Here is a 20571-nt window from a genome sequence, read left to right as displayed (position 1 = left end):
CGCCCTGGCAGCTTCCCGCCAGTACCGCGCAACTCTCCCGCAACACAAGCGGACTGACACTTGCCGCAGCGTCCGCGGGCCCCGTGCCCCGGGCGTCACCCGCCCGTGGTGCCGACGAAGAGAGGCCGCCTTGACACCGAGACCCCGGCAAGCCCGTCGCCCCCGATACGCCCGCCGCAGACTCCTGCCCGCCGGGCTCGCCCTCACCCTGCTGCCCGTGGGGCTCACCGCGACGGCCGCGCCAGGACCCGAGACCCGTACGTCCCAACAGGCCGCGCACACACGGCAGTCCACCGCCACCGTCACCCTCGTCACCGGCGACAAGGTGACCGTCACCCGGCTCGGCGGCGGCAAGCAGACCGTCGCCGTGGACCGCCCGCGCGGCGCGAACGGCACCGTGCGCACGAGCGTCGTCGACGGCCGCGTCACCGTCGTACCGGACGAGGCCCTCCCGTACCTGCGCGCCGGCGTCCTGGACGAGCGCCTCTTCGACGTGACGGAGCTGCTGCGCCAAGGCGCCGGTGTCCGCCGCGACGCGAAGGGCGAGCGGGGCGGGCGCGACGCCCTCCCGCTCATCGTCACGTACAAGAACGCCCGCGCGGCCCGCGAGGCGCCCCGCGGCACCCGTGAGGTCCGCCCGCTGCCCAGCATCCGGGGCGCGGCCGTCGAGGCGGCCCCGGGCACGGCCTTCTGGCGGAGCGTCACCGGCAGTGCCGCGAAGGCCCCGCGCGGCCTCGGCGGCGGCCTCGCGAAGGTGTGGCTCGACGGCCGCGTCGAGGCGGACATGGAGGCCAGCAACGCCCAGATCGGCACGCCCGAGGCCTGGCAGGCCGGACTGACCGGCAAGGGCGTGAAGGTCGCCGTCCTCGACACCGGCGTCGACGCCACGCACCCCGACCTCAAGGGCCGCGTGGGCGCGACGAAGAGCTTCGTCCCGGGCCAGGAGGTCGCCGACCGCGGCGGCCACGGCACCCACGTCACCTCCACGGTCGGCGGCAGCGGCGCCGCGTTCGACGGCAAGGAGAAGGGTGTCGCGCCCGGCGCGGAACTCGCCGTCGGCAAGGTGCTCAGCGACGAGGGCTTCGGCAGCGAGTCGGGGATCGTCGCCGGGATGGAGTGGGCCGCCAAGGACGTGGACGCCAAGATCGTGTCCATGAGCCTCGGTTCGAGCGAGCCGAGCGACGGCACCGACCCGATGGCCGCCGCCGTCAACGCGCTCACCGAGGAGACCGGCGCCCTCTTCGTGGTCGCCGCGGGCAACACCGGCGCGCCCTCCTCGATCGGCTCGCCCGCCGCCGCCGACTCCGCGCTCACCGTCGGCGCCGTCGACTCCGCCGACGAGGCCGCGTACTTCACCAGCCAGGGCCCCCGGCACGGCGACCGCGCCCTCAAGCCGGACCTGTCCGCGCCGGGCGTGGACATCCTCGCCGCCCGCTCCCGACTGACCCCCGGGCAGGGCGACTACACCGCCATGAGCGGTACGTCGATGGCGACCCCGCACGTCACGGGCGTCGCCGCGCTGCTCGCCGAGCGCCACCCCGACTGGACCGCGCAGCAGCTCAAGGACGCCCTGATGTCCACGTCGCACGAGCTCGACGCGTCCGCGTACACGCTCGGCGCGGGCCGTGTGGACGTGCCGTCCGCGATCGGCGCGAAGGTGACCGCGACCGGCGCCGCCGACCTCGGCTTCCACGCATGGCCGTACGACGACAACAAGCCGGTGCGCAGGACGGTGACGTACGCCAACACCTCCGACGCACCCGTGGAGTTGAGCCTCGCCGCGGAGGGAGCCGCCGAGGGCGTCGTCACGCTCGCCGACAAGAAGCTCACCGTGCCCGCGCACGGCACCGCCGCCACCACCGTCACCGGCGACGGCGCGCACGCGCCCGTCGGCAACACCAGCGGCCGGATCGTCGCGACCGCCGGCGGCAAGCGCGTCGCGCACACCGCGTTCGGCCTGGTCAAGGAGGAGGAGCGGTACACGCTCACGCTGCGGGTCAAGGACCGCGACGGCGCCCCCACCGGCGCCGACGTCGTGGTGCACCCGCTGGCCGAGGGCGAGGACCCCTACCCGGCGGCGGTCGGGGACTCCGGCGAGCTGAAGCTGCGGCTCAAGCCCGGCGCGTACTCCCTGTCCTCCTTCCTCGACGTGCGCGGCGCCCACGGCGCCGACTCGCTCGGCCTCGGCTTCCTCGCCGCGCCCGAGGTCGCCCTCGACCGGGACCGGACCATCACCCTCGACGCGCGGAAGCTGCGGGAGGTCACCGCGCAGGTCCCGCGCCGCAGCGAGACCCGGCAACTGCTCATGGAGGTCAGCCGCACCGCGAACGGCTCGACCTACCAGGGCGCCGCGCAGGTGCCCGTCAAGTACGACAGCGTCTTCGCGGCCCCGACCTCCAAGGTCCGCCGGGGCACCTTCGAGTACCGCACCGTCTGGCGCCTCGGCAAACCCGTCCTCGACGTCGAGGGCGTCGGCGCGGCCGTCGCCCAGCCCGGTGGCACGGTCACCGAGGGCCGCGCCCGGCTGAAGCTCGTGGACGCCGGGGACGGCACCCCGGACGCGTACGCGGGCAAGGACGTGCGCGGCAAGGCCGTCGTCGTGCGCCGCACCGGCGCGGCAGGGCAGCCCACGCCCGCCGCGCTCGCGCAGGCCGCGCAGGCCGCGGGCGCGAAGGCGCTGTTCGTCACCGACGGCGTGCCCGGCCGCCTCAACGCCTGGTTCGGCACGGACGACAACGCGGACCGGCCCCTGACGATCGCCACGGTCGGCGCCGCCGACGGGGCGCGGCTGCTCGCCGCCGCGCGCGAGGGCCGCACGGTGGCCGTGACCGGCACCCCCTACACGCCCTACGTCTACGACCTGGAGGACGGCTTCACCGGCGCGGTCCCCGACCGCCCGCTGACCTACGCGCCGGGCAAGCGCGAACTCGCCGTCGTGCAGGCCGAGTTCCACGCGCCCGCGCGCAAGGCCACACCCGGCGGGGAGTTCCGCTACTCCCTCACCGACACCTTCCCCGTCGGCATCGGCTTCCTGGAGAAGATCGCGTACCCCGCCGAGCGCACCGACTACGTCGCCTCCGGCAGGGGCCGCCTGTGGCACGAGACCGCGCACGCCGGGCCCACCGCCCTGGAGCAGCGCGGCGGGCTCGTCGGCTACCGGGGCGGCGAGCGCACCGGGCTCGACTGGTTCAAGCCCGTCTGGCACCCCTGGCTCGGCACCGGCCTCGGCTGGGGCCAGGAGCGCACCGGCGACGACCTGGCCTTCAACGTGCCCGGCTGGGGCGACTCCGGGCCCGACCACACCGGCTTCGGCGACGTCTGGAACGACGACTCCATGACGCAGGTCACCGCCGTCTACGCCGACGGCGAGCTGGTCGACCGGAAGCAGAGCTCCGGCGTGTACGTCTGGGACGCCGCGCCCGAGGAGCGCACGTACAAGGTCGTGACCGACACCACGCTCTCCGCCGACCGCTGGCGGCTCGCCACCAAGGGCCACTCCGAGTGGACCGTCCGCTCGGCCCGCACCCCCGCCGACCGCAAGACCGTCCTGCCCGTGCTCAACCTCGGCTTCGACGTCGACACCGACCTGTACGGGGACGTGCGGGCCGGGCGCACCGTGCCGGTGGGCCTGACGGCCTCGTACGTCCGGGGCGCGACCGCCCCGGGGACGATCCGCTCCGCGCGCCTCGAAGTGTCGTACGACGACGGCGCGTCGTGGACGGCTGTCCCGCTGCGGCGCGAGGGTTCCTCGTGGAACGGGGAGCTGCGGGTGCCGCGGGGCGCCTCCGGGGTGTCCCTGCGGGGGTCCGCGGCGGACGACCGGGGCGGGTCGGTCTCCCAGGAGGTCCTGAGGGCGGTGGGCATCCGCTAACCCCGCCCGGCCCCTGTGGTGCGGCTCACCCCACCGCGCTGTCGCGCTTGTCCTCAAACGCCGGACGGGCTGGATCGGCTCAGTCGCCGTCGCCTGCTGACAGGGATCGCTTGAGGATCTTGCCCATGTCGTTGCGCGGCAGGGCGTCGAGGACGCGCAGGGTCCGGGGGCGCTTGTGGGGGGCGAGGCGTGTGGCGACGTGGGAGGCGAGCTCGTCCAGGGACGGCACGTGGTCGGGGTCCGCGGGGACGATCCACGCGACGACCCGCTCGCCCAGATCGGGATCGGGCTCGCCCGTGACCGCGGCCTCCCGCACCCCGTCGTGTTCGAGGAGCGCGTTCTCGATCTCCCCGGCCCCGATCTTGTACCCGCCGCTCTTGATGAGGTCGGTCGCCTTGCGGCCGACGATGCGGACGTACCCGTCGGGCTCCCGCACGGCCATGTCCCCGGTCCTGAACCACCCGCCGTCGGCGAACGCGGCCGCCGTGGCGTCGGGCCGGTTGAGGTACTCGGTGAAGAGGTTGGGCCCGCGCACCTGGATCTCCCCGACGCCGTCGGGCCCGGCCGGGACCTCCTGGTCCGCCTCGTCGACGAGGCGGAGCTCGACGCCGGGCAGCGGCACGCCCACGGTGCCCGCGCGGGCCGCGCCGTCCGCGCGGACGCTGGTGTTCATGAGCGTCTCGGTCATCCCGTACCGCTCGATGACGCGCCGCCCCGTGGCGGACGCGATGCGCTCGTGGTCGTGCACGGGCAGCGCGGCCGAGCCCGACACCAGGAGGCGCGCGCCCGCGAGGGCCTTGACCAGCTCGGGCTCGTCGGGCAGCGCCTCGGCGACGCGGTGGTACATCGTGGGCACGCCGAAGAGCATCGTGGCCCCGGAAGCCAGCTCCCGCGCCACCCCGGCCGTGCTGAACCGGCCCAGGTGGCGCATCGATCCGCCACGGCGCAGCGGCCCGAGGACACCGAGGATCAGGCCGTGCACGTGGAACAGCGGCAGCCCGTGCACCAGGACGTCGTCGCCGGTCCACTGCCAGGCGTCGGCGAGCGCGTCCAGGGTGGCGGCGAGCGCGCCGCGGGGCAGGACCACGCCCTTGGGCGGACCCGTCGTGCCGGAGGTGTAGACGACGAGGGCGGGGGCGGCGGGGGACACCTCGCGGGGCGCGGCGGGCGCGGGGCCCTCCGGCACCGGGCGCACGTCCACCCGGCCGAGTCCCGCGAGCGCCGCGGGGAGTTCGTCGCCCGGGCCCGCGAGCACCAGGGACGGCGCGCTGTCCCCGACGATGTGCCCCAGTTCCCCCTCGCCCGACCTGGGGTTGAGCGGCACCGCGGGCACCCCGGCGAGCAGCGCGGCCACCACGCCGACCGCGGTCTCCAGGGTGGGGGTCGCCCAGACGGCCACGCGGGCCGCGCCCGCGTCGGTGAGGCGGGCGGCCAGCGCGCCCGCCGCGGCGGCGAGTTCGGCGTAGGTGAGGCCCCGGTCGCCGAACCGCAGGGCCGGGGAGTCGCCCGGCGCCGTCAGGGCGGGGATGAGGGGTTCGGATTCCACGAGTCGTCCTCCGTATGCGCTCGGCGTGTGCGCGGCGGCTCGACGAGAGCGTCACGCCGCCGAAGGCGTGGTGTCACGGCAGGCCGACCGACATCACGATCAGTTCCCCCGCAAACCTATCCACCTCCCCCTCGCCGCAAGCCCCCGGCCGCGTGCTCGCGACAGCGGCCCCCGGCGCCGCGTCGCGGGAAATCCGCTTTCCCCGCGTGCGGGGGCCGCGTTAGCCTGCGGCCGTCCCGCCGTCCGGTTCCCCCGTGCCCTCTCCCGGGCCGCCCGCACCCGAGGAGAGCGCCCCGTGGCCCTCGCCGTCGCCCTCGCCACCTTCCGTCCCCAGGACCACATCGACGCCGTCGACCGCGATCTGCCGGACCTCGTGCGCGCCGTCACCGCGGCGGGCGCCACCGCGCGGGCCGCGCACTGGGACGACCCGGACGTCGACTGGAGCGCGTACGACCTCGTCCTCATACGCTCGACGTGGGACTACATCGAGCACGTCGCCGAGTTCACGGCCTGGGCCGAGCGCGTCGCCGCGCTGACGCGGCTCGCCAACCCGGCGGGCGTCGTGCGCTGGAACACCGACAAGCGGTACCTGGGCGAGCTGGCGGCGGCCGGGGTGGCGACCGTGCCGACGGCGTACGCGGCCCCCGGACCGGCCGACGGACTCGACCTGCCCGCGGGGGAGTTCGTCATCAAGCCCACCGTCGGCGGCGGCTCCCACCTCGCGGGCCGCTACCGCCCCGACGAGCACGCGGCCGCCCGCGCCCACGTCGCCCGGCTGCACGCCGAGGGCCTCACCGCGCTGGTGCAGCCCTATATGCACCGGATCGACACCACCGGCGAGCGCGCCCTGATCTTCTTCGGCGGCCACTACCGGCACGCCATCCGCAAGGGCGCCGTCCTCGCCCCGGGCACCGCGTACGACGCCGCCAAGACCTCGCACCCCGACGTCCGCGCCTGGCAGCCGACCGAGGCCGAACTCGCCCTCGCCGAGCGCGCCCTGGCCGCCGTGCCCGGCGCCCCCGAGCTGCTCTACGCGCGCGTGGACCTGGTCGACGGCGACGACGGGGCGCCGCGCGTGATGGAGCTGGAGCTGATCGAGCCGAATCTGTTCCTCGGCGTCCACCCGGAGTCCCTGCCGGTGGTCGCGGAGCTGATCGTGAAGGCAGCCGGTTAGCGCCCCGGCCCGTCGCCTTCGGCGTACGACACCCGCTGCAACAGGCCCCAGGTGAACTCCGCCACGCACGCCCGCCGTCCGCCCTCCCCGTCCGGGCCGTCGAACGCGAGCCGCCACCGCGTCGGCGCCGTGCCCTCCATCGGCCGCGCGGGAGCGAAGGCGCGGGCGGCCTCGTCGACCGTGCAGGACCAGGGCGTGAGGTCGGCGAGCGTGCGCAGCGCGGGGGCCGCGGCGCCGGGGGCCCGGACCAGCCACTCGTTCCAGACGGCGTTGCGCGGCCCGAGCAGCACCTCGAAGCGCAGGTCAGGCCAGAGCGGCACCGGCCAGAGGAGGGCCTCGCACTCCAGGTCACCGATGGTGCGGCGCACGGTGGAAGCGGGCTCGCCGAGCACCGAGCGGTAGCGGGAGACGGCCGCGCGCGACCTGGGGGAGCGCACCATCGCCTGCCAGCGCCGGTTGGCCTCGCGCATCTCGCCGATGGAGACGCCGAGGGCGTGCCGGGCGTCCTCGACGAGGTCCGGGTTGTGGTCGGCCATGCGGCGCAGCAGGACCAGCTGGAAGTCGAGCGGCGTGAAGGGCGCGGAGGGGCTTGAGGGCATGGATCCATCGTGGCCCATCACCCGGCCGGGGGTGGACGGCCCCTCCGCGCCCCCGCTCAGGGCGCGGCCTGCCGCAGCAGCCGCTCGTGCTCCTCTTCGGTGACCTGCTCGCCGGAGGACGGAAGGAGCTGCGGAATGCCGTCGACGATGGGGTAGCGGCGGCGAAGCCGCGGGTTGTACAGGGTCTGGTCCACCCCCGCCGCGGCGTCCCGCTCGGGCGCCACGAGCACCAGCGGCCCCTTGTCCAGCGGACAGGCGAGGATCTTCAGGAGGGGGTCGTCGGGGTTCATCCGGAGGTCAGCTCCTTGGGAGGGGTGGGGGTCTGGGCGGCGGGCGGCGCGTCGTGCTTGGGCATGACGAGCAGAACCGTCACGGCCAGGGCCGTGCCCGCGACGCGCAGCGCCAGGCGCACCGGGTCGTGTGGCAGCGCCTCGCCGAACGCGAGCGTGCCGAGCACCGCGGTGAACAGCGACGTCACCGTCGTGCACACCGGCACGATCAGCGAGGCCCGGCACCGCTGGAGCGCCGCCTGCGACATGATCAGGCCGAACGCGCCGGTGAAGAGCAGCAGATAGGGGTAGGGCGAGCGCAGCAGGTCGAGCAGCGCGCCGCCGATGTCGTGCGTGGTGAGCGAGCTGGACACGCCCTTGATGGCCAGCGAGCTGACGCCGTACAGGAGGCCGACGGCGACGCCGTACTCCACACCCGTCGTCGGCTGCCGGTGGCGCTGTCCGGCGCGGCGCTCGCCGTTGGCGTACAGCCACACGCCGAGCGCGAGCGAGGGCAGGCTGACCAGGAGGACCAGCGGCACCGGGGCGTCCTCGCCGACGGTGTCGGCGCCCTCGTCGAGCGAGAGCACCACCATGAGGAGGGCGACCAGGATCGCGCCGACGGCGATCCGTTCGCGCCCCGACGTCCGCTCGCCGAGCAGCCGCGACGACAGCAGGAGCAGCAGCACGAGGCCGGAGACGAAGATGCCCTGGGCGGCGGCGATCGGCAGCGTCCGGTAGACGGCGAGCTGCGCGCCGAAGCCCGCCGCGAGCGCGAGCGAGCCGCCGAGCCACAGGGGGCTGGAGACGACCTGTCCGAGCAGCCGCAGCGGCGCCCGCACGCTCACCGACGGCATCGCGGACAGGGCCCGCTTCTCCAGGACGAAACCGGTGCTGTAGAGGACGTTCGCGAGCAGCGCCGCGACGACACCCACCCACATGGGCCTCAGGCCTTCCGGGCGTGCAGGAGCAGGATCGAGGCCGCGCCCGGCACGGCGCAGGCGAGCCGGTCGAGGCCCCGCAGCGGCCGGGGCACGCCGTGGAAGGGCGCGCCCGCGAGCCGGACCACGTCGAAGCCGGAGGCCGCGACGAACTCCCGCAGCGCCCGCGCGGTGTACAGGCGCAGATGGCCGACGACCTCGCGCCCCGGGCGGCCGTGGATGGCGCGCAGGCTCACCTCGGAGAACACCGGCTGTACCCCGGCGAGCAGCAGCCCGCGGTTGTACCAGGCGGCGAGGTTCGGCGTGGACAGCATCAGATGGCCGCCGGGGCGCAGCACGCGGCGCAGCTCGTCGAGGGCCGAGTCGGGATCGACGAGGTGCTCGACGACCTCGCTGAAGAGCACCGCGTCGACCGACCCGGACGCGAACGGAAGGCCCCCGTCGGTGAGTTCGCCGCGGACGACGTACGGCAGGTGGCCGCTCGCGCGGCGCAGCGCGTCCTGGGACCAGTCGACGCCGATGACGCGGTGCCCGGCGAGCAGCGGCGCGGCGACCCGGGCGGCGGAGCCGTCGCCGCAGCCCACGTCGAGGACCACGCGGGCGCCGCGCGTGGCGGGGCCGAGCGCGGCGGCGAGCATCCGCGCCTGCCGCAGGCTGCGGGCGTCCCCGGAGGCGACGGGGACGCCCGGGTCCTCGTAGAAGTCCCTGAGGCCGCGCGGGCGTCCGGGCGCGGCGCGCCCGCCCGTGTCGGGGGTTCCGGTCGTGCCGGTCGTGCCTGTCGTCGTCATGAGCCGGGTTCCTCCTCGGTGGCGTGGAGGTAGTGCTCGAAGAGGTCGCGGAGGCGGGCGCCGTCGCCGTGCCCGAGCAGCGTCCGGGACCAGCGCAGGGCCAGGTGCAGCCGGCCCGCCGTGGACGCGGTGGTCACGGTCAGGCCGCGCGGCATGCGGGCGGGCGCCGAGAACCACACCGCGGACGCCGCCCCGGCGTCCCCGAAGTCGAGGGCGTACGGGATCCGGCCGATGTTGCTGAGCAGCGTCGTGGACGTCCAGGGCGCGGCGGCCCTGCGCAGGCCCCGGGTGACGGCGGCCCGCACGCCCACCGGCAGGACCGGCGCGGTCAGGAGCGTCGCGCCGTGGCCGAGCTGCGGCCGGGACAGGGCCTTGAGGGCCCGCGTGCGGTCGGAGGTGCGGCGCAGGAGCGTACGGACGTCCTCGGGGCGCGGCTCGGCATCGAGGAGCGAGGTCAGCTCGTCGGCGCCGAAGGGCACTTCGACGAGCCGCGTGCCGTTGCCGATGGGCATCGACATGTCGCGGGGGCGGTCGTCGACGGGCATGGTGATGCGCAACGGCCTCGGCTTCGCCCCGTGTTCGCGGTTCCAGTGGGCGATCATCAGCGCGGTCGTGACCATCAGCTGGTCGTTGACGGTGAACGGCGAGCCCTTGGGGCGGCGCGGCACCGGCAGCTCCGCCACCAGCATGCCGTTGCCGGGCCTGGGCTCCGGCGCGCCGTGGGCGACGCGGGCGGGCGGGACCCACGGTGAGGGCAGGTCGGGCGCGTCCGCCGCCGGGGCGGTGGCGGGCGCGCGCGTCGGGGGCGCGGCGGGCGCGTTGTCCCGGCCCCCGTACAGCTCGGCGGCCGTGGCGAGGACGCGCAGACACGCGGGCCCGTCCAGGGCCGTGTGGTTGATCGTGAGGAACAGGGCGCTGGCGGCGCCGCCCCGCTCCGGGGCGGCGACGACCTCCAGGCGCACCGGCGGGGACGCGGTCAGCGGCGGCGCGTCGCACAGGGCCCGCTCCCGGGCGCGCTTGAGGCCGTCGGCCCGCGCGCCCGGGAAGGTGACGACCTCCACGTCCGGGCCCTCGGTCAGCTCCCACTCGTAGCGGCGCCGGTACCAGGGGCCGCGCGCCTCCCGCATGAGGATGCGCGGGTGGCGGCGCAGGGCCTCGGTGAACGCGGCCCGCAGCCGGTCCGGGTCCGGGGTGCCCGGCAGGTGCACCTCGATGTGGACGGTCTCCGGCTCCTCCTCCTGGAGGCAGTGCCGGGCGACCTCGTCGACGACGGGGAACGGCACGCGGCGCGGCGGACGGCCGGAGCCGTCCGCGCGCCGGGCCGGGTGGTGCAGCGCGGTCATGGCCGGTGGTCCTCCCCTTGTCGCTGTTCCGTGCCGTCGCCGGGCTCCGGGTGCCGCTGGGGCAGCGGCGGCGCCCCGCGCTTGGCCAGCGGGTCGTCGGCCGCGGGCGCCGCCGGTGGCGCGGCGGGCGAGGGCCCGGCCGGCTGCGGCGGCCCGGCGGGCGGCACGCCCTGACCGGGCACGGGCGGCCCACCGGGCGCTGCGCCCGGACCCGCGGCCCCGGCAGGGACACCGGCCGCCCCCGCGGGGGCGGCCTCCCGCGCCGACACCAGGGCCGCGAACAGGCCGATGAACGCCATGATCTGAGCCGCGTGCCCGAAGGCCCCCTCGTCCGCGGCGATCGTCTCCCCGGCACCGGTCGCGGCGGCGATCCCCGCCCCGGCGAGCGCGACGAACGCGAGCGGCGCGAGCAGCGCGTGCCGTCGCCAGGCGAGCACCGCGAGGGCGGGCACGAGCAGCGCGAACCAGCCCGCGACGACCACGGCCACCAGGGTCAGGGCCACCGTGCCGAGGACGATGCCGGGCGCGGGCGGCGCCACGTCCGGGCCGTCCGGGTTGGCGTCCTTGCGGCGCACGAACACGAGCACCACGAGCGCGAGCACGCCCACGCCGCCACCGATGAGCCCGGCCTCGTACGCCGTCGACGGCTCGTAGCTGAGCTTGATGGTGCCGCCCTCGCCCGCCGGGATCAGCCAGCCCTGCTGCCAGCCGTCGAGCCGCACCTCGCGCAGCTCCTTGCCGTTCAGGGTGGCCTTCCAGCCGTCGTTCACGTTCTCGTACGTGGTGAGGTACGAGGCCGCGCCGTCCCCGACGGCGAGCTGGCGCCGGTCGCCCAGCCAGTCCTTGACGGTCAGTTCGCGCGCGTTGGTGTCGAGGTTGCCGGGCGTGCCGCGCGTCAGCGTGACGTCGGTGAGCGCGAGCGGGCCCGCGTCACCGGCCTCCACGCGGTGCTCGCCCGCGCCGAGGCTCACCTCGTCCTGGGGCTTCGGCCGCCGCTCGCCGCGCTCGCACAGCGTGACCTCGACGGGCCGCCGCTGCACGAGGTCGCGCACGGTGCCCTTGACGGAGGTCGGGTACAGCTTGCCGTCGATGGCCACCTCGGGCCCCTGGCCACAGGCCAGTTCGAAGGTGCGCCCGGCCCGCGGCTGCTTGGTGCGGTACTGGTCGAGCGCCGGGACGTAGGCCTCGGTGACGCCCACGGGAAGCTGGAGCTTCTCGTCGGCGACCGGGTTGTGCAGGGTCAGCGGCGCGGTCTTGGTGATGGTGATGGTGAGGCGGTCGGTGGTGATCGGCGCGAAGCGCGCCATGCCGTTCTCGTCGACCCCGGCGACCGCCGCGCCGTCCGGCGAGCTGATCTCGATCTTCTCGGCCCGCGTCGACAGACCGCCCGCGGGCGGCAGGACGATCTCACCGACGGGGACCTTGTCGGGCCAGCGCAGATGGATCACGGGGCGGTCCCCGGCGATCCACGCGGTGGTCAGGTCGCCGTCCGTCAGATTGCGCGCGGACAGGCCCGTGCCCATGTCGGACGTGGAGTCGGCGCTCGCCCGGATCTGCCGGCGCTGTTCGGGCGCCACGTCGTAGAGCAGCTCGTCGAGCTTCGACCCGGGCACGGCGACGGCGCTCATCCGCACGTCGTACGTGTCCTGCCCCTCGGTCGTGAACCGGCGGTGCAGACCGGCTTCCGAGGTCACGGGCGAAAGACCGCTGGGGTCGGCCGAGCGGTGCATGGAGTACGTCGTCGCGTCGGCGTCGGCGCCCTCCGTGCCCTTCACGTCGTCGGGCATCCGAAGGAGCTTGGTCACCTGCACGCCGGGGATGCTGATCTCCGCGAACCCGGCCCCGGTCAGGCCGCGCGTCGCGACCTGGGAGTCCAGGATGGTGATCTTGATCCAGTCGGAGTCGCCGGGCACGGCGGCGACGCGCTGCGTCGTGCCGTCGGCCTTCAGGAACGAGTCCTTCCGGCCCCGCTCGGTCTCGACCCGCACCCGCGTCGGGGCCGCCCGCACCCCGTCCTGGGGCAGCGGCGTCACCTTGAAGGACTTCGGGACGGCGGTCTTCTTCCGGAACTCCGCCTTGATCCACTCGCCGTCGGGGCTGCCCGGGTTGCCCTCGGTCCAGGCGGTGCCCGGGTTGCCGTCGAAGGCGTTCACGGGGTCGTACTGCGGCAGGTGGAAGAGCCAGTTGCCGTACGAGGAGGCCTTCACGGCCTTCGCGCCGCGCAGCTCCGCCGTCGTCTGGTGCTCGATGCCCTTGGTCGGCAGGATCTGGTGCGGCTTCTTGCCCGGGTCCTGGAGCGCGTCCGGCGCGTTCTTCTCGTCGCGCGTGTACGTGTACGAGGTGTTGGTGTTGACCAGGCCGAACCGCGTGTCCGCGCGCCGCAGGCCGTCACCGACCGCCTGCAGGCCCGGAGCGGACCCGAGGCCGGGGTGGTTGTCCCCGGTCAGGACCACCGGGCGGTCGCGCAGCTGGGGATCGGCGGACAGCGGGAGCAGCGCCTCGGGACCGCCGCTGACGACGGCCGTGTTGGACACCGGCTTCACACCGGCCTGGCCGGGGCGCGGCGTGTCCTTGCCCGGCGAGTAGATCTCCACCGCGCGCTGGCGCGGGTAGAGGCCCTCGACCTGCACGGGCGTGTCCTCGGCGATGCGGCCGCCGGTCTGGGTCGGGCCGAAGCCGGTCACCCGGGTGTAGCCGGACTGCTCCAGGGTGCGCTTGACCGTGGCCGTCGGGACGTGGCCGACCTGGTCCGGGTCGAGGTCGTTGCGCACGACCACGTAGTACAGGCCCGCACGCGTCAAGTAGTCCTTGAGGCCCGGGACCTGACTGCCCGTCATCAGTGCCTGCTCGACGGCGTCCATGGCGCGCCGGTTGCCGGGCGTGCCGAACGGCACGTAGTCGCGCTGGGCCCAGCGCGACTCGGCGAGCACGTCGAGGGGCTGGTCGATCGAGGAGCCCCAGCCGTAGATGCCGTGCGCCGTCGCGGGCACCACCAGGGCGCGCGAGTCCGGCGAGTACTTGTCCAGCCAGTCGGCCGTCGCCTGCCAGTGGTTCGGCAGCTTCTTGAACGAACCGGGCTGCAGGATCGAGCCGTTGAGGTACGGCCACAGCAGGCCGGGGAGCACCAGGACGGCGGCGATCAGCGGCGCGTACCGGCGGCCGGGCAGGGCCCGCGCGCCGCGCGCCCGGCCCACCGCGCCCGCCAGGTGCGCGAGGCCGAGGGCGAGGGCGAGCGCGACGCCCGTCTGGAACTTGTAGATGTTGCGGAACGGCACCAGCCAGCCGTTCAGCCAGTCCTGCACCGTGCCGTGGAAGAGCGCCCCGGAGGCGCCGCCGTACCCGGCCAGCATGATGAGGATCGCCGCGAGGACCGTCAGGGTCAGCCAGCGCCGCTCCGGCAGGTCGCGGCGGGCGAGCCCGGCGAGCCCGAGCCCGGCCGCGAGCGCCGAGCAGACGATGGTGACCACGGAGGCCGCGACCGTCCAGCCCGCGGGCAGCCAGGCCTCGCCGAAGTGCAGGTACGCCACCCAGTTCCCGGCGCCGCGCAGCGCCTCGGTGGCCGACATGGTGCCGGTCGTGGTGGCCGCGTTCTCCACGTACGGAAGGAAGTTCTCGCCGTAGAAGCCGAGCAGAAGGAGCGGCACCACCCACCACGCGGTGGCCAGGACGACGCCCGGCACCCACCAGGTGATGAGCTTGCGCTTGCGCGGCCCGTTCGGGCGCGAGAGCAGGTACAGGGCGACGGGAAGCAGCGAGGCCAGCGTGGACGCCGCGTTGACGCCGCCCATGAACGGAATGAAGAGGGCCGAGCGGAACGCCGCGATCCGCGCGGTCACGCGGTCGTTGGTGAGCGGAAGCAGCACCCACGGCAGGAAGGCGCCGGGCAGCGCCGCCGCCGACGTCGAGCCGATCACCACGGTGAACGTGGGCCACAGCGCGTACACCGCGGCGCCGAGCAGCCGCGAGCCGCGGCTGCCGATGCCGAGCCGCTCGGCGAGCCGCAGCGCGCCCCAGAACGCGGCCGTCACGATGAGCGAGAACCACAGCCGCTCCGCGATCCACACCGGCACCTGGAGCAGGTCGGTGAGCGCGTAGTACGGCAACATCGGGAAGGCGTACCCGATGTACTGGTCCTGGAGGCCCCCGAAGCCGCCCCGGTCGTGCCACAGCTGACCGAGGTCGGAGAGGAACTGCCATGGATCGACGGCGACACCGAGTTTGGTGTCGAACGTCATCCGCCCCGGCTTCACCGCGAGGAAGCACACGAGCGTGACGGCCCAGAACCCGGCGATCCAGCGCCGAGGGCGCGGGCCGTGCTCGGGTTCGGGCCGGCGCGCCGTCGGCCGCGTCGCGGCCGGGGGAGGGGCCTGGACCGTTGTGGTCATGGACACCGCCTGAGGATGAGGAGAAGGTTCCAGGTCGTGAACTCACGCACGCCCGGAACCTTCGCCACGGACTCGGCGAGGAACGGCCAGTAGCGCGAGCGCGCGGAGACGACGGTGACGTCCTCGCGGGCCCGCACGTGTCTGAGCGTGGGTCCTATGTGGTGCTTGTAGAGGTTGACGCCGAGCGTGTGCTTGGCGGGTGTGCCGGTGCGCCGCTCGTAGCGGGCGCGGGCGCGTTCGGCGCCCAGGTAGTGCCAGGGCGCCCACTCGTGGCCGCCCCAGGGGGACAGCCAGTTGGTGAACGCGACGTAGATGAGGCCGCCGGGCCGGGTGACCCGGACCAGCTCGCTGAGGAAGGTCTGCGGGTCGGCCACGTGCTCCAGGACGTTGGAGGAGAACGTGACGTCGGCCGAGCCGGTCGCCACGGGCAGCAGATAGCCGTCCGCGACCACCGCGCCCTCGGGCGGCTTGGCGCCGTGCGCGCCCCGCGCGCCCAGCTCCCTGAGGTCGGGCTCGAAGAGGAACGCCTGCGCGCCGCGCCTGCGGAACTCCTCGGTGAAGTAGCCCGCGCCGCCGCCGACGTCCACGACCACCTTGCCGTTCACGGGCAGATGGCGCTCGACCTGGTCGGCGGCGTCCCGGGCGAGCAGCGCGTAGCACCGCTCCGGTTCCTGCCGCTCCCTGAGGAAGGCCCGGAACAGGGTCACGGAGCGGCGCAGCGAAGGATCCTTCACCCGGACCCCTCAGGACGTGACGTGGGTGGCGGCTCGTGCGCGGCGACCGCCTCGGCGGCCACCGCGGCGAACTGCCGGACGGTGTTGGCCCAGCGGAACTGCGCGGCGCGCTCGGCGGCGGCCTTGCCGAAGGCCCGGCGCCGCTCGGTGGAGAGCGCCAGCGTGCACCAGGCGGCGGCGAAGGAGCTCTCGCCGCCCGCGAGCAGACCGGTCACCCCGTCCTCGACGGAGTCCCGTACGCCGGGCACGTCGAAGCCGATCGCGGGCGTCCCGCGCGCCGCGGCCTCGGTGATGACCAGGCCCCAGCCCTCCACGGCGGAGGGGTGCAGCAGGAGCCAGGCCGCGCACAGCAGCCGGTGCTTCTCGGCCTCGGAGACGTGCCCGGTGAAGTGCACGTCCGGTCCCGCCATCCGTTCGAGGCGGGCCCGCTCGGGCCCCTCGCCGACGATGACGAGCCGCCCTCCGGTGACCGGGCGGACCCGCTCCCACAGGCGCAGGAGCAGATCGACGCGCTTGTACTCGACGAGCCGGCCCATGGCGAGGAAGAGCGGTTCGTCGGAGCGCTCGTGCAGCGGCCCCGGCTCCTCCACGCCGTTGTGCACGACCCGGATGCGGTCGCGGTCGACGCCCAGGTCGCGCAGGGCGGTGGCCGTCGACGGGGAGACGGCGACCAGGAGGTTGCCGCGCTGGGCGCCCGAGAGCGCCCAGTGTTCGAGCCTGCGCCCGAGCCGGGCGGCCGGGGCGAGGGGGCCCTGGAAGCGCATCGCCCACAGCTCGGTGTGGACGTGGTTGACCAGGCAGAGAGTGGGGCCGCGGTGCCACAGCGGCGCCAGGTACGGCATGCCGTTGCACACCTCGACCAGGAGGTCGCTGCCGCCGATCTGGCGGCGGTAGGCCGAGCGGGCGCGCAGGTAGTGCCCCAGGTCGCCGCCCGCCGACACCACGCGGTAGTCGCGGTACGCGGCGGGTCCGCCGCACAGCAGCGTGACCTGGTGACCCCCGCGGGTCAGCCCGTCGGCCAGGCGGTCGACGAGGAGTTCGGAGCCGCCTGCCGCGGGATTGCCGAGATCGCGGCGGGCGAGGAAGGCGATCCGGCGCGGTTGCGGGGGGAGCGCCGGAAGGAGCCGCGCGGGCCGCTGGGCGACGGGGCTCAGCGACGACGGCACGTGCTGGGGCATGGGGTGCTCCAACTCGTCTCAGGGTGCGGAACTGTGGGGGGATCGGACGGTGGTGCGGGCGCTCTCTCGCAGCGGTGGTGGCGGACGGGTCGGGCTCGGCGGGGTTCCGGGTGGTGCGGTGGGGGCGGAACCCCGCGGGTCGGTCGGGGATGCGGGGTGCGTCGGGGACGCGGGGTGCTTCGGGGGGTGGTGCGGGCCGGTGCGTAGGTGGGGTGGATAGTTTTCGCCGCACCGAACGGTGCGGCTACTCACCGGCGTGACAATTTCGGGCCTTCTTAGAGCTGACGTCTCATCACATCGTGGTGGGTTGCAGGGCACTTGGTGAGGTATCGGAATGTGGACCTTCCGCATCCGGATTCCCGCCGCGCCCGTTCGGGCCGTTTGCTCCCGAATTGCGACCCCGGATGACCAGGGCGCCGCCGAGCAGCGTGAGCGCACCGCCCAGGACCACGCAGAGCAGCGGCAGCGTCTCGCCGACCAGCTTCAGACGCGAGCTGTCGTCGTCGGCGAGCTTCACCTGGGCCCGCTGCGTCTTCTCGGTGAACGCGATCCGCCGGCTGTCCAGGAGCACCGTGCGGTCCTTCTTGCCGCCCGGCGCCCGCAGCGTCTTGCGCGGTCCGATGGCGGCGTAGATGATCCGGCCGGTGCGCTTGTCGGCGACCAGCTCGATCCCGTGGTTGGCGTACCACTCCTCGGCCATGACCTGCCCGCGCTCGGGCAGGCCGACCAGGCGCCCGGGGACCTGCCGCGTGCCGGTCTTGGTGGCGGCCACCCTGCCGGTGAAGCGGTAGCCCTCGTACCCCTGGATCTTCTTCTCGCCGCGGAACGTCAGCGGCACGGTGCCACCGAGGGTGGGGTCCCACCACAGGTGGTCACGTTCCTGCACGTCAAACGGGAACTTCAGATACGCGTCGCCCTCGAAGCGCGGCTTCTCGCCGCAGCAGTGGACGGGCTTGTTCGTCTTGCGGTCGGTCACCCAGCGCTCCTGGGTCCACTGGAGCGCGTCGTGCGGGTCGGCCGCGGGCAGCGTCTTGTCGGGGTCGATGGAGGTCACCACGTCCCAGATCGCGCGGCCCGACTTCTCGCTGTCGGCGACGTCGCCGCGCACCTGCCGGGTGACGGTGAGGCGCTGGTCGGCGACGGTCTTGATCTTCTCGGTATCGAAATAGCTGCCCTTTCCCTCGAAGACGGTGATCTGGTCGACGTCGATCGGCGTGCGTTTCGCCCGCGGCTCGACGTACCAGGCCAGCATCGGGGCCAGGACCAGCAGAAAGACGCCGAGACCGAGCAGGACCAGGGACAAGGGCGAGGCTGTACGGCGCGTCATCCGGCGCTCCTGCCGTGAGGTGAACAGGGGGACGGTCGAATACAGAGCTGTGGAGCACAGAGCTGTCGATCACGGTTCGGTCACACGCTCGTCGGCCGCTCAACTGTGAGGCATGACGGACGTGTTGCGCAGGTGCTTCGGTCCTGTTGCCGATGAGTTGCCCGAATCGCTGCGGCGGTGTCACCGCGGTGTTACCGACCCGTATGAGCCGCGAACGCTAGGCGGACCCTTGACGCAGTGTCAATGGTTGTCGACACTGGGCACCTGCCGGACGGGGCCGGCAACGGGCCGGTTATCGACTCTGCGCGACCTGACAGCTCAGGGCCAGGGTGGGGTACGACCTCCAGCAGAGAGGCTGACCCTCGCATGCACAGAACGCTCGCCGCGGCACTGACCGCCGCCGTCGCCGCGGCCCTCGCCGTGGGCGCCGGGCTCGGCATCGTCGCGCTCCTGAACGCCACTCCCGACCAGCCCAACCGGCCGCTCGTGCACTACGAGTCACCGGACCGCGACCAGCGGGACCAGTGATCCGGCCATGCCCGCCGTCCCCGACCTCTCCGAGAGCGAGCGCCCGACCATGACTCGCTCGGCCTGGCGCGACGTGCCGCCCCTGAAGGTCAGACGCTTCGCCGCGCTGGCTCTCGAAGAGGTGCCCGTGCTCGCCCAGGACATCCTGCGCGAGATCCGCGCGGAGTACCCGGGCCTGCCCGTCGTCCTCGACGACTCCGGCGAGCCCATGGCGCTCGTCGGCATCCGCCGCGCCCTCGAAGGCTTCGTCCAGCAGCTCGCCGCCGCCGACCGGCCGCGCTACCACCCCGAGGTCTTCCAGGAATTCGGCCGCGGCGAGGGCCTGGAGGGCCGCAGCCTGGACTCGCTCCAGGCGATCTACCGCCTCGGGGTCCGGCTCGCCTGGCGCCGCCTCGCCGAGATCGGCCAGCAGACCGAGATACCGCCCCCGGCCATGTACGAGCTCGCCGAGTCCGGCTTCGAGTACCTGGACGGCCTGGTCGACCAGTCGGTGCGCGGCTACGCGGAGGCCGCGGCCCGCCAGGCCGGGGAGCGGCTGCGGCTGCAACGCAAGCTGATGGAGTCCCTGCTCTCCGAGCGCCGCCCGGAGCCGCAGCCCAGCTCCGTGCTCGGCGCCGACGGCGGTCTGGACGAGCGGGCCGCCCGGGCCGGCTGGGCCCTGCCCGAGCGCGTCGCCGTCGGCGTGCTGCTCCGCCCGGCGCGCGAGGCGGTCGCCCCGGCCGTCGGCGAGGGCGTGCTGCTCGACATGGAGGCGGAGCAGCCCCGCATGGTCGTGCCCGACCCGGACGCCGCGGGCCGCCCCGAACTGCTGCGCCGCGCCATGACCGGCTGGTCCGGCGCCATCGGCCCGCCCGTCGCGCTCGCCGACGCCGCGAAGTCGCTGCGCTGGGCACAGGCCGCGATCGGTCTGATGCAGCGCGGACTGCTGCCCGCGGGCGAGGTGCTGCACTGCACCGAGCACACCGAGGCCCTGGTCCTGCTCCAGCCCGAGGAGCTGATCGAGGACCTCACCCGGCGCTGCCTCGCCCCCCTCGAACACTGCGGCCCCGCCCACGGCCGCCGTCTCGCCCAGACCCTCCTCGCCTGGCTGGAGACCCGGGGCGGCGCCCCCGAAGTCGCCGCCCGGCTCGGTGTGCATCCGCAAACCGTGCGCTATCGCCTGCGACAGATCCGAGAGCTGTGGGGCGACGAGATCGACGACCCGGACCGCCGCTTCGAGCTGGAGCTGGTGTTGCGGGCGCGGCGGCTGCGGGGCGAACTCGGGCGGCCCTGAGGGGCCGGACGCGCACCGCCCCCGGACGGTTCAGTTCCGCACACAACCTTCACAGCTTCGGCTTCCTCCGGCACCGCGCTGGACCTAGCCTCCATGCCTCATGGGCCCCATGGATGACCGCCACGCGTACGAGGCTGCCAGTGCGAGCGAGGAGTACGAGGAGCTGCCCCAGGAGCAGGGGCGTCGGGGCGCTCGCAATCGCCGAGCGGCCCAGCACCGCCGCAGGCGCCGCCGGGTCCTGCTCGCCACCGCGGGCCTCGTCCTGGCCGTGGGCGGCCTGAGCTTCGCCGAACTCGGCACCGAGTCGTCGTCCGAGCGCCCCGACACGGCCTCGTCGGCCGAGGACGAGCCGCGCCGTGACACCGCCGAACGCCCCGAAGGCGCGGCGGACGCGAACACCTCCGCCGAGCCGGTGACTGCCTCGGTGCCCCCGTCGGAGAACGCGACGACGGTCACCCCGGAGGAGGAGAAGCGGGAGAAGACGCCGGAGACGGTACGGAACGAGACCACACCGGACGACACGGCCTCCTCGGCGGACGCCCCGCCCGCGTCCACCCCCGCCCCGAGCCCACTTCTCCGACCCCCAAGCCCACGCAGGCCAAGCCGACCCCGACC

At 74.6% G+C, this 20571-nt stretch carries 15 protein-coding genes; 4 read left to right on the top strand and 11 right to left on the bottom strand.

The window, feature by feature from the left end; all coding sequences use genetic code 11:
* Positions 1–130: 130 nt before the first annotated feature.
* Entirely contained in the window at positions 131–3871 is a 3741-nt protein-coding gene (locus CP982_RS14120) for a S8 family serine peptidase (protein ID WP_150510856.1), read from the top strand.
* A 79-nt stretch (positions 3872–3950) separates the two neighbouring features.
* On the opposite strand, the gene CP982_RS14115 is transcribed toward CP982_RS14120, so the two are convergent.
* Complete coding sequence (locus CP982_RS14115; protein WP_150510855.1) at positions 3951–5417, bottom strand: acyl-CoA synthetase; 1467 nt, start codon at positions 5415–5417, stop codon at positions 3951–3953.
* Positions 5418–5712: 295 nt separating this feature from the next.
* Here CP982_RS14115 and CP982_RS14110 point away from each other — a divergent pair, with 295 nt between their 5' ends.
* Positions 5713–6591: an ATP-grasp domain-containing protein gene (locus CP982_RS14110; RefSeq protein WP_150510854.1), complete on the top strand. Its 879-nt coding sequence runs from the start codon at positions 5713–5715 to the stop codon at positions 6589–6591.
* On the opposite strand, the gene CP982_RS14105 is transcribed toward CP982_RS14110, so the two are convergent.
* The 9 genes from CP982_RS14105 to pgfA all read right to left on the bottom strand — a co-directional run bounded on the left by CP982_RS14105 (position 6588) and on the right by pgfA (position 18155).
* A complete protein-coding gene (locus tag CP982_RS14105) occupies positions 6588–7190 on the bottom strand; it encodes a hypothetical protein (RefSeq protein WP_229878897.1) in 603 nt (200 codons plus the stop codon). The two genes, CP982_RS14110 and CP982_RS14105, sit on opposite strands and share 4 nt — an antisense overlap.
* Before the next feature lie 56 nt (positions 7191–7246).
* Positions 7247–7480, bottom strand: a complete 234-nt coding sequence (locus tag CP982_RS14100) for a Trm112 family protein (protein WP_150510853.1) — start codon at positions 7478–7480, stop codon at positions 7247–7249.
* Positions 7477–8400, bottom strand: a complete 924-nt coding sequence (locus CP982_RS14095) for a DMT family transporter (RefSeq protein ID WP_150510852.1) — start codon at positions 8398–8400, stop codon at positions 7477–7479. Before CP982_RS14095 ends, CP982_RS14100 begins: the two co-directional genes overlap by 4 nt.
* A 5-nt stretch (positions 8401–8405) precedes the next feature.
* Entirely contained in the window at positions 8406–9188 is a 783-nt protein-coding gene (locus CP982_RS14090; protein ID WP_150510851.1) for a class I SAM-dependent methyltransferase, read from the bottom strand.
* A complete protein-coding gene (locus CP982_RS14085; protein WP_150510850.1) occupies positions 9185–10531 on the bottom strand; it encodes a condensation protein in 1347 nt (448 codons plus the stop codon). Before CP982_RS14085 ends, CP982_RS14090 begins: the two co-directional genes overlap by 4 nt.
* Positions 10528–14916, bottom strand: a complete 4389-nt coding sequence (locus CP982_RS14080; protein WP_229878898.1) for a DUF3367 domain-containing protein — start codon at positions 14914–14916, stop codon at positions 10528–10530. The genes CP982_RS14085 and CP982_RS14080 overlap by 4 nt, the downstream gene beginning before the upstream one ends.
* The gene (locus tag CP982_RS14075) at positions 14913–15650 is read right to left on the bottom strand and encodes a class I SAM-dependent methyltransferase (RefSeq protein ID WP_150510849.1); all 738 of its coding nucleotides are present in this window, start codon (positions 15648–15650) and stop codon (positions 14913–14915) included. Before CP982_RS14075 ends, CP982_RS14080 begins: the two co-directional genes overlap by 4 nt.
* Positions 15647–16828 carry a glycosyltransferase family 4 protein gene (locus CP982_RS14070; protein WP_150510848.1) on the bottom strand — a complete coding sequence of 394 codons (1182 nt, stop codon included), beginning with the start codon at positions 16826–16828 and terminating at the stop codon, positions 15647–15649. The genes CP982_RS14075 and CP982_RS14070 overlap by 4 nt, the downstream gene beginning before the upstream one ends.
* Before the next feature lie 292 nt (positions 16829–17120).
* On the bottom strand, positions 17121–18155 hold the full coding sequence (gene pgfA, locus CP982_RS14065) for a cell envelope lipid trafficking protein PgfA (RefSeq protein WP_150510847.1): 1035 nt from the start codon (positions 18153–18155) through the stop codon (positions 17121–17123).
* 366 nt (positions 18156–18521) lie between these two features.
* Here pgfA and CP982_RS41675 point away from each other — a divergent pair, with 366 nt between their 5' ends.
* Both CP982_RS41675 and CP982_RS14060 read left to right on the top strand, forming a co-directional pair.
* Positions 18522–18683 carry a hypothetical protein gene (locus tag CP982_RS41675; RefSeq protein ID WP_170316414.1) on the top strand — a complete coding sequence of 54 codons (162 nt, stop codon included), beginning with the start codon at positions 18522–18524 and terminating at the stop codon, positions 18681–18683.
* 7 nt (positions 18684–18690) lie between these two features.
* A complete protein-coding gene (locus CP982_RS14060) occupies positions 18691–19956 on the top strand; it encodes a PucR-like N-terminal domain-containing protein (RefSeq protein WP_150510846.1) in 1266 nt (421 codons plus the stop codon).
* A gap of 84 nt (positions 19957–20040) precedes the next feature.
* On the opposite strand, the gene CP982_RS14055 is transcribed toward CP982_RS14060, so the two are convergent.
* Positions 20041–20511, bottom strand: a complete 471-nt coding sequence (locus CP982_RS14055; protein WP_150510845.1) for a hypothetical protein — start codon at positions 20509–20511, stop codon at positions 20041–20043.
* Positions 20512–20571 lie beyond the last annotated feature (60 nt).

It is taken from the genome of Streptomyces spectabilis (genome assembly GCF_008704795.1).
Lineage (GTDB): Bacteria > Actinomycetota > Actinomycetes > Streptomycetales > Streptomycetaceae > Streptomyces > Streptomyces spectabilis.
Note: the sequence above shows the minus strand (reverse complement) of the source record. Positions and strands in the feature narration are given on the sequence as shown.